The following is a 12,353-nucleotide window of genomic DNA, read 5'->3' on the forward strand; positions in this document are numbered from 1 at the left end:
ACAGCCTTCGATGGTCTCGCTAATATAGAGGGAGGGAACCGACCGCCGAGACGGTCGCATCATTAAGACACAATCAAAAAAGGCACGTCATGTTGACCCCTTCCTTCTCTTGCCACCGCCGGCTGGCTGCCCTGTTGACGCTGAGCATCGGGGCGGTGCTGATGGCGGCTCCGGTGAACGCCGAGGATCATCGCACGGCGCAGACCGCTGACCTCATGGCCGCGATTCGCGACCAACCCCCCAGGCTTCGCATGTTTTTGCAGCGCATGCCCAAGGGCGGGGATATTCATCATCACCTGTGGGGCGCGCCGTGGCCGGAAACCCTGCTGGAGGCCGCCGGCCGGGCCGGGATTTGCGTGCGCTCCGATGGGTCAGCCATTGTGCCGCCGCCCTGCAAGGGCGAGACGCAGGCCAGGGCGGACGGGCTCGCCCGTCGCGACAGTGCGCTGTATGCCGAGCTGCTCAATGCCCTGTCAATGCGCAATACACCTGCCGGGCCGGGCGTACCGCCGGTCCAGGGGCATGATCACTTCTTTGCCACCTTTGATGGCTTCGCGCCGATCGCCGCCGCCTCGCCCGGCGCGCTTTTGAGTGCCTCGAAGCAGCTGGCAGCCCAGGACCATCTGGGCTATCTGGAGTCCATCTCCAATCCGGGCGCCGTGCATGGCTTTGGTGCCATGGCGCAGTCCAGCGGGCTGGACGATGATGACCTGGACGCAGCCTGGCAGGCGCTGTCGCCGGAGATCGATGCCTCGCTGGCCGATGCCCGTCGCGAAACCGATGAGATGTTTGCCACTGCACAATCAAGACTGGGCTGTGACGGCAAAAACGCCGCTCCGGGCTGTGACGTGACGGTGCGGCTGCAGGGCTTTGCCGTACGCACCCAGCCACCCATGGCGGTCTTTGGCCAGCTGATGATGGCCTTTGCGCTGGCTGACGCCGACCCGCGCTATGTCGGCGTCAATATCGTTGCGCCGGAAGATAACCCGGTGGCGCTGGCAGACTACGACCGCCACATGAAAATGCTGGCCTTTCTCTCGAAGCGCTACCCCGAGGTGCCGCTGTCACTGCACGCCGGAGAGCTGACGCTCGGGCTGGTGCCGCCGTTCGAATTGCGCGATCACATTCAGAAGGCGGTCGAGGTCGCCGGCGCCCGACGCATCGGTCATGGCGTGGACATTGCCCATGAGCAGAAGGCACCACAGCTTTTGCAGGCCATGGTGGACAAGGAGGTGGCGGTAGAGATCAACCTGACCAGCAATGACGTGATTCTTGGCGTGCGCGGCGCAGAACATCCGCTCAATCTCTATCGCGATGCGGGTGTGCCACTGGTGCTGGCCACCGATGATCAGGGCGTGTCACGTATTGATCTGACCCGCGAATATGAGCGCGCCGTGACCGAGCACGGCCTGGACTATCCGGCCCTCAAGCAGATGGCACGTAACAGTCTCGAATACAGTTTTTTGGCCGGGGAGAGTCTGTGGGAGAAAGGGAAAACCGGCGAGACGCGTGTGGCAGCCTGTCGGGACGCCACACTCGATGCCGCCCCGGAGGGCGACTGCGGGCGGCTGATCGAGCAAAGCGATCGCGCCCGGCTTCAGTGGCAGCTCGAGCAGCACCTGGCGGCCTTTGAAGACGACGTTGCTCAATGGCCGCAGTGGTTCGGCGCTGCGTCACGCTGAGCGGGCAGAGGCGTGTCACGGCAGCGGGGCTACCGCCGCCGGGCGGCGCAGGACGCTGACCAGAACGCTCAGAGACAGCAGCATCACAAAGGCCCCGTAGACATATACCGTGGCTTCCAGCCCGAATCGCTGGGTAGCCACGCCCGCGGCCAGTGCCGGCAGGCTGGCGGAGAGATAGCTCACCACATAAAACACGGCCATCAGGGAGGAGCGCTCGCCGGCAGGCGCCAGCGGCATGACCGCGCGCAGAGCGCCCATAAAGCCTGAACCAAACCCAAGGCCTGCCACGCCATAGCCGGTAATCAACAGCGCCAGGCTGTGCAGGTAGACGCTGATCAGCACCAGAACCAGCCCGGCAGGGAGCAGGGTGCTCGACAGCAGCAAAATGGTGCGGGTCGAGAAACATCGAAAGCGCCAGACGCTGATGCCGCCCATGACCGATAAAATGCAGGCCAGCAGGCCACCCATCAGGGCGCTGTGAAATCCGGCGACCTGCTCGGCCAGTGCCGGGCCCAGCGACAGGCTGAACCCTCCCAGCGCCCAGGCCGCCACATTGGCCGGCATGGTGCGCACAAAGGTGGGCAATACAGATCCCGGTACGCGGGCGCGGGGTTTCATTGAGGCCAGTGCGCCGTGGCGGCGCGTGACGCTTTCTGTCATCCGGCCAAGGCGACAGGCCTGGCAGGCGAAAATCACGATCATCACGACGTACACCAGCCGCATGGGCCAGGGCGCGCCGGCCACCAGCAGGCTGGCGCCCAGTGCACCCAGCCCCATACCGATCATCGGTGCGACGCTGGCCATGACCGGGCCGCGCTGGTGGTCGCTGTCCATAAGCGCTGCACTCAGGGCGCTGGTCACGATGCCGGTGGCCATGCCCTGCAGGATGCGGGCAGCAAAGAGCCACTCAAGGTCGCGGGCCAGCAGGAAACAGCCCATCGAGGCCAGCTCGATCACAAGGCCTGCGAAGATGATCGGGCGGCGGCCGAGATAATCCGACAGGGCGCCGGTGAACAACAGCGTCACCAGCAGCGCAAACAGATAGCTTGCAAACACCAGCGTCAGCATCGACGTGGAGAAGCCCCAGCTTTGCTGGTAGAGCTGATACAGCGGCGTGGGCACGCCCGAGGCGGCCAGAAAGGCCATCAGCACCAGCGTATAAAACACCAGTTCCCGCGGGCGTGACACCATCGGGGGCGTGGCAGAGGACATGAGGGGCACCTTGAAATCGATGGGAAGCGTTGAAGTGGCGCCAGTGTAGGTGATTCACGTGCAACAGGCTGAGGCATGTTTCAATCGGGGGCATGCGCCCGACGGCATCCGTTGGGCATATCGACACGCCAGGCACTCGGCAGCGCCGGCGAAAACTTTAGGGCGAATACCGAATAGGGCATGAATTCATGTTCATTCCTCCTGATTGACCCGGGCGTGCGCATGGCACCCTTGGCGCCATGACATGAAGGCGACAGGCCAGGACAACACCTGCGGCCTGCACCATTGCCGTCGATCAGGAGAGCAGGGCATGGGGGTACACCGTTTTATCGGCACCAGCGCACGCGATGCCATGCGTCAGGTGCGCGAGTCACTGGGCGACGAGGCGCTGATTCTCTCCAATCGCCAGGTCGAGGGGGGCGTCGAGATCGTGGCGATGCTCGACGCCGATCAGGAAAGCCTGACCGGTTACCCGGCCGAGCCCGCCCCAGAGGCCCCCGAGCCTGTCGCGCCGGTCTCCGTCATTCCTGAACCCGCGCCAACACCGGCCGCACCGCCGGCGGGTGCAAGCGCACCACAGGAGATGCAGGCCTTCAGCGCCCGGCTGATGGATGAATTTGCAGCCATGCGCGATCTGCTCGACAGCCGCCTGAGCGCTGCACCGACGGTCGAGCAGGAACGAGCCACGCCGGCCACTCGCCTGCGCCAGCGCATGATCGGGGTAGGGTTCAGCCAGACGCTGGTACGTGAGCTGATCGAGCTGCTGCCGCCCGAGTTTGCCGACACGCCTGAAGACACCATCGACGAGACGCTCAACGACTGGATCAGCCGTCAGCTGGCCACTCGGCTTGAGCTCCTGGACACCGACAGCGACCTGCTCGCCGAGGGCGGCGTGATGGCCCTGATCGGCCCGACCGGCGTGGGCAAGACCACCACCACCGCCAAGCTCGCCTCGCGCTATGTGATGGACCATGGCAACCGCGACGCTGCCCTGATCACCACCGACAGCTATCGTATCGGTGCCCAGGAGCAGCTGCGCATCTACGCCCGTCTGCTGGGCGTGGAAGTGCATGCGCTGGAAGGCGACGGCGATCTGGGCGCGCTGCTGGCGCGCCTCATGACGCCGCGTCGCGCGCTTTTACAGATGCAGCGTGCCACGCCCAAACGCACCATCCTGATCGATACCCTCGGGATGAGCCAGCGCGACCCGCGGCTGGCCACCGAAGTGGCGCGCCTTGGGGAGGCGGGCGTGCCGATCCAGACCCTGCTGGTGCTGGATGCGGCCAGCCACGGCGACACCCTTGAACAGGTCGTGGCCGCCTATCAGCAGGCCGCGCTTCAGGCCGGCACGCCGATCAGGGGCTGTATCATTACCAAGCTGGATGAATCCGCCCGTCCGGCCACCGTGCTGGATATTCTGGCCCGCCATCGGCTGCAGGTGTTGTTTGTGGCCAACGGCCAGCGGGTGCCGGAGGATCTGGCCGCAGTGGATGTCGCCGCGCTGGTGAATGAGGCACTCGCAGTCGACAGCGCCTCCCCGTTTGGTTATGACGCCGCCACGCTTGCCGAAATGGCCGGGCACACGCGTCAGTCGAAGGCACATGCCCTGTCGCGTGATGTGGTCAGCCACGGCCGTTCCCTCCACGCCATGTTTGACACTCTGGCCCGCCGGGCGCCGGGAACCGCGCTGCTGGAACAGCTCTGGACCCATGGCGTGAGCGATGCCTCCGGTGAGAGTTTTGCCGCCCATATGGCCGCGCGGTCGCCGCTGACGGTCGCGCCGGGAGAAGAGCACGCCCTGTGGTGGTCGAAGGAGGGTGGCTCGCGCAGGCAGGACTGGAGCATGCCGCTGGTCTCGCTGGACGATCATGGCCTGCCGCTGCCGCAGACCTGGCTGCGCCATCGCCTGCCGGCCTCGGAACCCGCACGCATGCGCTGGGCGCGCGAGACCCATCAGAGTGCCTGGCACCTGATGGCCGCCCCGCCGGCCATCGATGAAATGCACCGGCTGGCGGCCGACCGGCAGCTGTGGATGTCAGCGACCACGGCCGCCCGCCGGGTTCGCCATCAGGGTGAGCGTCAGCGTCTGGTCGATCTGGCGGGGCTTGCCGCCGAGATCGATCAGCGTCAGTGTCGCTGGCGGGCACGCCCGGTCAACATGGTGCTCTCCTGTCTGCCGGCGCTTTACGAAACTCGGGGCAGCGGCGCACCGGTCGAGGTGCTGGTGTGGTTTGCAAGGTTGCATGACGTTGACGACAACCGGGTGCTGGCGCGGCGCTACTGGCTCTCCAACGCCGTGACCGGTCGTGATGTGGCCTCAAGGCTGGCCCGTGCCGTCGCGCTGGAAGGGCTTGAGGGGCTGACCCGACAGGCCATGCGTCGACTGGAAGAGAGCGGGGTGGCCCGCAGTGATCGCGAGACCCGGCTGCAGCTGGCCTCGGGGCTTGCCGCCCTGGCCACTCGACTGGAGCTGTGCAGCGAGGACTGGGCGATGGATGTGCGCGCGCAGCTTTTCAATCTGTCCGGCGGTACGCGGCGGCGCACCGGCACGGTATTGCTGGAGGCCTTGCTGCAGGCCTTCACGGCCCGCGATGCGCTGATGGATGCGCGCGGGGCTCGTGCGTGAGGTCGTGTCATTTAAACGGTGACGTCCATGCTGGGTGATCAGGCCAGCGGTCTGCGCCAGTGGTCGCAGGCGCATGCCTCAACGGGGGACGTTCAGGCCTCGCCGGTCGAGCTGGTGGTCATGACCTGGCATGAAAAAACCGCAACGCAGACGCTGGCCCGGCAGCTGCCATGCCCCGAGCCGGACACGGTCTGGCAGCCTCGACCGCTGATGCTGTCCGCGCCGCTGTCTGGAAGTGTCCCGGATTCCTCCTGGTGGGTGCTTCATATAAGCCACCTGGAAGCCCGCAACGCGCCGGCACTGGCCGAGGCGCTGCGCGCACTCCGTCATGCCGGCATGCCACGGACCGTCCTGCTGACCGCACCGGAGCTGGCATGGATACCGGGGCTGATCAGTGCCGCGCACACGCATCTGGGCGTGCGCCTTCTGCAGGATGTGACGGCCTGGCACAAGGCCGTCATGGCGTCTTCCAGGGCGGGCTAAGGTAGACGTCAGGTTGGCGTTAATGAAATACTTTGCGTCCTTACGATATTTCCCTTGCGCCTGTCGCCGTCCGCTTGTGGGCTTTCACGCCCGCCAGGCGGCATGCGTCGTTCACGATGCCGATCATTGTCGATGAGAATTGTCTCGAGTATTACCGGTGACCACTGGGTGCTGGCGCTGCGCACCGTGCTGGCCGTATGGCTGGCGCTTTATGTGGCGCTGCGTCTGGATCTGGCCCAGCCGGCCTGGGCAATTCTGGCCGTCATGATCGTGACGCTGCAGCCGGTCATGTTTACTGGCGGCACGCCGCCGCTGGGCATTATTATTCACCGCTGTCTCGGCCGGCTGATCGGCACTTTTCTGGGCGCGGTGATGGGGGTGGTGCTGATCGCCCTTTTTGCTCAGCAGCCGATGCTCTATCTGCTGGCCGCCGGTGCCTGGCTGGCCTTTTGTACCTTCTGTGTGATGCTGTTAAACGATGAGCCGGCCAGCTACATCATGATGCTCAGCGGCTATACCGCCACGCTGGTCTCGCTCACGGCGATCGGTACGGGCGTGGATAACATCTTTGATCTGGCGCTGGCGCGTACCACGGAAACGGCGCTGGGCATCGGCGCCGGTTTTTTGATGCATGTGCTGATTGCGCCCCGGTTTGGCAGCTACGCGCTGCCAGGCACCCTTGCGGCGCTGATCGAAGGGGCCGCCGGTGAGGCGCGCGTGGCGCTGACGGAGACCCGCTCAAGGGCGGTCCTTAACGAACGGCTGCGCGCGCTGATGGGCAAGCACCAGCAGTTCGAATCCCAGCACACCCTGGCGCGCTTCGAGTTTCGCCGCTTTCGACGGCTGCTGCCGGCGCTGGACCGCTTTGCCGGTGACAGTCTGGCGCTGATGACCGGCCTCCGGGAACTCGAGGAGGCCATCGACCGGCTGTCACACTGTGAGGGCTGCGAGGACATCATGGCGGCCCTGCGCGCGCCGGCGCTGCCCTTTCTGGAAGCACTCGAACACTCGAGTGAAGCGCTGCCGGCGCTGCCGGAATTGCCCGATATCGCCTCGCTCGTTTCCCCGCAGGCACGCGTTGCGCGGGTCAGGGCCACTCTGGTACGTGAGCGTCTGGCCGAGGTTGCGCGGCTTTTACATCATGGCCGGTCGCTGAACCTTGCCATGCGCCATCATCGTCATGCGCATCTGGTTCAGCTGACCGGGCGCCGCCCGCGCAGGGCGAATCATCCCGAATATGGCGTGGCGCGCTACAACGCCTTTCGTGTCTTCATTGCCTTTGAGCTTCTGGGGCTTTTCTGGATTCACAGCGGCTGGACCTCCGGGTATCTCTCCATGATGCTGCTGGGGGTCTTTATCGTGCTGTTTGCCAAGGCGCCCAACCCGGCGGCGGTGGTACGACAGTTTCTGACCGGCACAATCTGGGCGGTCATCATCGGTTGCGTGTTTTCCTATGTGGTCTTTCCGGCTATCACCGGATTCCCGCTGCTGGCGTTGAGCATTGCCGTGCCGGTAGCGATTGGCACGCTGATGACCCCGCATATGCGCTACGCCGCGGTCGGGCTTGCCGGCGCGGTCACCCTGATGACACTTTTGAATCTGCACCGGACCTATGTGTTTCATCCGACCCAGTTCATCAACGGCGGGCTGGCCTCGATTCTGGGCACGATTGTGACCATGGTGACCTATTCGCTCTTTCAACAGCGTACCCCGGCCGAGCGGCTGGAGACCCTGGTGGCCGCCTACTGGCGCGGCCTTGAGCGCGTGACCCGGGCACGGCGGTTGCCGTCGCGGGCATGGCTTGAAAGCCGTCTTTATGACCGACTGGGTCGTCTGCTGGCGCTGGGCAGTGGCGAGCAGATGCTGCGCGAAGCCGTGGATCTGCACGCCCTGGCCATGTGTCTGTGGCGGCTGCGGCGCCTGGCTCGCCAAAGCGGGTCCTTGCAGCGCGATATCGAGCGCTGGGTGCTTGGGCTTGGCCGGCAGCTGCCTCGCGCCGGGCACGACGAACAGGCCTGGCAGCGTCTGGCCGCGGACAGCGAGGCCCGGGCGGCCTCTCTTTACGAGATTGATCCCCTGCCCACGGCCCTGATCGGGGAGTTCGAGATGCTTGCGCATCTGCTGCGGGATTTGCCCGGCGCCGAGGCGCAGGCCCGCGAGGCGCTGTCGCACGGTGAGGACGAACAAGGAGCCATGGATGCTCGATGAGTGGTCGTTTTTGGGGTTTCTGACACCCCCCCTGTTTGTGCCGGTGTTTCTGGCGCTGCTGTTGTTCTGGGGGGTGCGCCGCGTGATGTCGCATTTCGCGCTGTATCGATTTTTCTGGCAGCCGGTGCTGGCAGATATCGCCATTTTCACGCTGCTGTTGTGGGCGGTACTGATGCTGAGCGGTGCACTGCCGGCAGGAGGAAGGGCATGACGGACAAGGAGTCGGGTATGAAAGGCGTGTCTGCGCTGGCAGGGCGCATCCTGCGCATGGTGTTGACGCTTTTGCTGGTCGTGGCAGCACTGCTTGCCGCGTGGTGGATCTGGCATCACTACATGCATGACCCCTGGACGCGCGATGGCCGTATTCGCGCCGATATCGTGCAGGTGGGCGTGGATGTTTCGGGGCTGGTCGATACGCTGCAGGTTCACGACAACGATCTGGTCAAAAAGGGCGATGTGCTTTTCACCATCGACCAGGCCCGCTATCAGCTGGCCCTTGATCAGGCGAAGGCCAATCTGGCACAGCTTCAGGAGCAGCGCGACGAGGCGAAGGCGACCAGCAGCCGACGGGATCGCCTTAACAACTACGTGTCACAGGAGGCGCGCGATAACGCCCGATTTGAGTATCGTTCGGCCCAGGCCGGCGTGCAAAACGCCGAGGTGGCCGTGCGCGCTGCAAAACTGGATCTGGAACGCTCGACGGTCCGCGCGCCGGTGGATGGCTATGTGACCAACCAGCAGCTGCGCCCGGGACAGTATGTCAGCTCCGGCACGCAGGCCGTGACGCTGGTGGATCAGCACAGCTTCTACGGGCTGGGCTATTTCGAGGAGACCAAGCTGAGGGGCATTCATCCCGGCGACCCGGTGCGCGTGCGCCTGCTGGGACGCGACCGTGACCTGCATGGCCATGTGGACTCTATTGCCCGCGGCATCGTCGATAACAGCCTGACCGGACAGTCCGGCGGGCTGGCCGCGGTGAACCCTTCCTTTGACTGGGTGCGCCTGTCTCAGCGGATTCCGGTGCGCATCCGCCTCGACGAGGTGCCTGATGATCTGGTGCTTTCCGCCGGCCAGACCGCCACCATCTACGTGGATGCCCCCGGTCATGAGCCGACCGAGCGGGGCTGGGGCGCATCGCTGCGCCGCCAGCTGGAAAGGCTGTTCGACATCTAGGTAGACAGGTCCGCGGTTAGCGGCTGTAGGGCGTGACCGGTACCGGCCCGCGCGGGTCGGCGTAGAGATCGACGCCCCGGCCCGGATCACTGAAGGCGGGCGGTCGCGACTGACCGGGCAGCGGGTAGCCATGCGGGGGCAGCGGATAGCCGGCCGACGGTGGCCGGTAGACGTTCGGCGGGCGATTGCCGGGACGCTGCCATCGATCAGGCCCGTAGTACTCATTGCCGCGTGGCGCGGTGCCGTAGATGGTATCGCGCTGCTCGCGATCGAACTGGCGACGCTGGGCGTCATACAGACGCTCGTAGTGCCGTCTCAGGCGCTCATCGGGGTCGATGCGCTGCGGACGGTGCCAGCCAAATCCCGGCCGGCCGTCATAGCCCCACTGGCCGTCGTATACCGGCGGGTTGTTATGCCCTGGTCTACCGCCATAGCCGAGACGGTTGTCAAAACCGGGGCGACCGTCGAAGCCGGGACGACCCGAGTGTTGCCAGTCTCGCCCACCAAAGGCGTCGCTTTGTTGAAACCGTGAGTGGTCCTGCGAAAAATGCGAGCGTTCCTGAGAAAAGTGCGAGCGTACTGGCCCCTGGTCATCGGCCAGCACGGCGCCGCTCAGCACTGACGTGATCAACCCTGCGATAAACCCTGCCTTTAACGATGTCATGACGGCCCCTCCCGGGAGTCGTTCGATGCAGCCTTCATTCTAGCCTGGCAGGGCACCGGTCGCGCCATGCCGGGATTACTTTGCGTTTTGTTGTGCCGCCTTCCTTTCAAGCTGGCGGCGCAGTTGTGGCGTCGCAATGCGTAAACGCCAGGGGGCGTCACGATGCTCGGGTTCGGCGTAGTCGATGCCGATGCGCGGCCCCGAGATGATGTCGTCATCGGTCACCGGCGTGCCCGGCTCGATCCAGATCCCTTCGCCGCTGCAGACATCGCAGTGATTGAAGGCGGCCTTTGTGATGCCCATGGCGCGGGTCAGCTTGCCGGGGCCGTTGAGCATGTCCCGGCCGCGTTTACCGTTGCGACGCTCGATCATGGTGTCCTCGCCCTGGACCGGCTCGATGGCACGAACCAGCACGGCGCAGGGGTCATCCACCGCCTCGGTGACCAGATTGAGCATGTCGTAGATGCCGTAGATCAGGTAGACATAGGCGTGGCCCGGCGGGCCGAACATGACCTCGGTGCGCTGGGTACGACCATGCGAGGAGTGGCAGGCGGTATCCATGAAGCCAAGGTAGGCTTCGGTTTCGGTGATCCGGCCGATCAGGCGCTGCTGGCCGTCATCGACAATGAGGTGACACCCCAGAAGGTCGCGGGCGACCTCCAGGGTCGGACGGTCATAAAAGCTTCTGGGCAGGGGAGCCGGCGCGGGTACAGCAGGCATTGAACCTCCTTGTCGATGCGTCTGACGCGAAGGCATTCGTTGCCTTCGGGGTCAGAGGATGCGGTAGCATGGCCCCCAATAATGGACGAGCCCGGCGTGTTTCGCCGTCTCATGATGTCCGATTTTTTTCCTGACCCTGTGGTTGAACGCTCATGTTGCCCGAACCGCACGACTTCAATGAACGGCGCCTGCCCGGCTGGCAGGGCGCGCGAGGGGCCTGCCCGTCGCTGGCCACGCCCATGGAGACCGGGGATGGCTGGCTGGCGCGCCTGCCGCCTCTGTTGGCACCGCTTGAAGGAGAGGAGATCATCACGCTGTGCGAGGCGGCCGAGCGCTTTGGCAATGGCCTGATCGAGGTCACGCGGCGTGGCAATCTGCAGCTTCGCGGTCTGGCCGAGGGCGAACACCGGGCGCTTGCGGATTACCTCATCCGACGGCTGTCACGCCATTGGCTGGAAAGTGGAGCGCCGGCGGTATCGATTGATCCGCTGCTGGACGTCGATGAAGCCATTGATGCGCCCACCCGACAGCTCGCGCGTCGACTGCGCGGTCAGATTCTGACCGGGGCGCCGGCAACGCTTGCGCCCAAGTGCGCCGTGGTGATCGACGCTGGTGGCTGGGCCGGGCTTGCCGGGCTCTCCGGTGATGTCCATGTGCGCCTGGACGGTGCCCGCGGTGGATGGGTTGGCCTTGCCGGCGATCACGGCGGCGCCACCTGGCTGGGCTGGATGGTGGCATCAAAGCTTGCCAGTGCCGTGCTGGGGCTTTTAAGTCACATCGATATGCTTGGCCCACGGGCGCGCGCGCATCACCTGCTGACCGAGGTCTCGATCTATGCGCTCTGTGATCTTCTGGGCTGTCGTCCCGGCGCGCCGCCACCGCGCAGCGGCCTGTATCAGGGGCCGGATGCCGGCGCCCGGCGTCAGCGTGATGTGCTGGATGTGGTCTGGCCGTTCGGTCAGATGCCGGCACTGGCGTTGCTGCGCTTTACGCGTCAGGCCATGAGTCTGGGGACGTTGAGCTTTGCCGCTGCCCCCGGGCGGCACTGGCGGCTTTTGTGTCGGGAACATGCCGATACCCGGGCGATCATCCGGGCGGCGCGCGAGGCAGGGTTGATCGTGGCAGACGATGATGCCCGCCTTGCCATTGTGGCCTGTACCGGCGCGCCGGGCTGCGCCAGCGCCTTCATGGCCACCCATCAGACGGCGCGCGCCCTGAGCGAGCGCTGGTCGGTGCTCTTTGATGATTCGGTTCGACTGCACCTGTCCGGCTGTGCCAAGGGCTGCGCCAGCCTGAACAGGGCCACGTTCACGCTGGTCGGGATGGCCCAGGGCATCGGCCTGGTCTTTCAGGGCAATCCGCGCGGTGTGCCCCGGCTGATGGCCGAGGACACCACATCGCTGGTGGCAGCGTTTGAATACCTCGCCCGGGTACTGGCCCGGGAGGGGCATGCGCTGCCGCTGGATGATGCGACTCTTTCATGTGTTGGCGAGGAGCGCATTGTGGCTCTGCTGCGTGCCGGCAGCGCGCATCATGGCGGTGCGTAAGGGCGGACGCTGAGGCATCGCCGGTGTAGAATGGCGCG

10 protein-coding genes are annotated in these 12,353 nt (G+C 65.2%); 7 read left to right on the forward strand and 3 right to left on the reverse strand.

Annotated features, from left to right (window positions below):
- The first annotated feature begins 89 nt into the window (after positions 1-89).
- Positions 90-1,682 carry an adenosine deaminase family protein gene (locus KSP9073_RS05145; RefSeq protein WP_108841818.1) on the forward strand — a complete coding sequence of 531 codons (1,593 nt, stop codon included), beginning with the start codon at positions 90-92 and terminating at the stop codon, positions 1,680-1,682.
- Between the two features lie 15 nt (positions 1,683-1,697).
- Here KSP9073_RS05145 and KSP9073_RS05150 read toward each other — a convergent pair whose 3' ends face one another.
- Positions 1,698-2,894, reverse strand: a complete 1,197-nt coding sequence (locus KSP9073_RS05150) for an MFS transporter (protein ID WP_108841819.1) — start codon at positions 2,892-2,894, stop codon at positions 1,698-1,700.
- 310 nt (positions 2,895-3,204) lie between these two features.
- On the opposite strand from KSP9073_RS05150, the gene flhF reads away from it, so the two are divergent.
- The 5 genes from flhF (at position 3,205) to KSP9073_RS05175 (ending at position 9,384) form a co-directional block, all read left to right on the forward strand.
- A complete protein-coding gene (gene flhF, locus KSP9073_RS05155) occupies positions 3,205-5,520 on the forward strand; it encodes a flagellar biosynthesis GTPase FlhF (RefSeq protein ID WP_165814159.1) in 2,316 nt (771 codons plus the stop codon).
- Between the two features lie 27 nt (positions 5,521-5,547).
- On the forward strand, positions 5,548-6,003 hold the full coding sequence (locus KSP9073_RS05160) for a hypothetical protein (RefSeq protein WP_108841821.1): 456 nt from the start codon (positions 5,548-5,550) through the stop codon (positions 6,001-6,003).
- Positions 6,004-6,135: 132 nt separating this feature from the next.
- Positions 6,136-8,211, forward strand: coding sequence for an FUSC family protein (locus KSP9073_RS05165; protein ID WP_243409137.1), 2,076 nt, complete (start codon positions 6,136-6,138; stop codon positions 8,209-8,211).
- Positions 8,201-8,422 carry a DUF1656 domain-containing protein gene (locus KSP9073_RS05170; protein WP_108841823.1) on the forward strand — a complete coding sequence of 74 codons (222 nt, stop codon included), beginning with the start codon at positions 8,201-8,203 and terminating at the stop codon, positions 8,420-8,422. Before KSP9073_RS05165 ends, KSP9073_RS05170 begins: the two co-directional genes overlap by 11 nt.
- Positions 8,419-9,384: an efflux RND transporter periplasmic adaptor subunit gene (locus KSP9073_RS05175; RefSeq protein ID WP_243409116.1), complete on the forward strand. Its 966-nt coding sequence runs from the start codon at positions 8,419-8,421 to the stop codon at positions 9,382-9,384. Before KSP9073_RS05170 ends, KSP9073_RS05175 begins: the two co-directional genes overlap by 4 nt.
- Positions 9,385-9,400: 16 nt before the next feature.
- Here the strand turns inward: KSP9073_RS05175 and KSP9073_RS05180 are convergent, their stop codons facing one another.
- Positions 9,401-10,048, reverse strand: a complete 648-nt coding sequence (locus KSP9073_RS05180) for a hypothetical protein (RefSeq protein ID WP_133240992.1) — start codon at positions 10,046-10,048, stop codon at positions 9,401-9,403.
- Between the two features lie 75 nt (positions 10,049-10,123).
- On the reverse strand, positions 10,124-10,768 hold the full coding sequence (locus KSP9073_RS05185; protein ID WP_108841825.1) for a DNA-3-methyladenine glycosylase: 645 nt from the start codon (positions 10,766-10,768) through the stop codon (positions 10,124-10,126).
- Between the two features lie 152 nt (positions 10,769-10,920).
- On the opposite strand from KSP9073_RS05185, the gene KSP9073_RS05190 reads away from it, so the two are divergent.
- On the forward strand, positions 10,921-12,315 hold the full coding sequence (locus KSP9073_RS05190) for a ferredoxin-like domain-containing protein (protein ID WP_108841826.1): 1,395 nt from the start codon (positions 10,921-10,923) through the stop codon (positions 12,313-12,315).
- The last annotated feature ends 38 nt before the right edge of the window (positions 12,316-12,353 follow it).

Origin of the sequence: Kushneria phyllosphaerae (assembly GCF_900312995.1) — a bacterium.
Lineage (GTDB): Bacteria > Pseudomonadota > Gammaproteobacteria > Pseudomonadales > Halomonadaceae > Kushneria > Kushneria phyllosphaerae.

What these genes read in the sequence shown, in the direction of transcription:
- KSP9073_RS05145 (WP_108841818.1), top strand. Translation starts at nt 90, where the DNA reads ATGTTGACCCCTTCCTTCTCTTGCCACCGCCGGCTGGCTGCCCTGTTG.
- KSP9073_RS05150 (WP_108841819.1), bottom strand. Translation starts at nt 2,894, where the DNA reads ATGTCCTCTGCCACGCCCCCGATGGTGTCACGCCCGCGGGAACTGGTG.
- flhF (WP_165814159.1), top strand. Translation starts at nt 3,205, where the DNA reads ATGGGGGTACACCGTTTTATCGGCACCAGCGCACGCGATGCCATGCGT.
- KSP9073_RS05160 (WP_108841821.1), top strand. Translation starts at nt 5,548, where the DNA reads ATGCTGGGTGATCAGGCCAGCGGTCTGCGCCAGTGGTCGCAGGCGCAT.
- KSP9073_RS05165 (WP_243409137.1), top strand. Translation starts at nt 6,136, where the DNA reads ATGAGAATTGTCTCGAGTATTACCGGTGACCACTGGGTGCTGGCGCTG.
- KSP9073_RS05170 (WP_108841823.1), top strand. Translation starts at nt 8,201, where the DNA reads ATGCTCGATGAGTGGTCGTTTTTGGGGTTTCTGACACCCCCCCTGTTT.
- KSP9073_RS05175 (WP_243409116.1), top strand. Translation starts at nt 8,419, where the DNA reads ATGACGGACAAGGAGTCGGGTATGAAAGGCGTGTCTGCGCTGGCAGGG.
- KSP9073_RS05180 (WP_133240992.1), bottom strand. Translation starts at nt 10,048, where the DNA reads ATGACATCGTTAAAGGCAGGGTTTATCGCAGGGTTGATCACGTCAGTG.
- KSP9073_RS05185 (WP_108841825.1), bottom strand. Translation starts at nt 10,768, where the DNA reads ATGCCTGCTGTACCCGCGCCGGCTCCCCTGCCCAGAAGCTTTTATGAC.
- KSP9073_RS05190 (WP_108841826.1), top strand. Translation starts at nt 10,921, where the DNA reads ATGTTGCCCGAACCGCACGACTTCAATGAACGGCGCCTGCCCGGCTGG.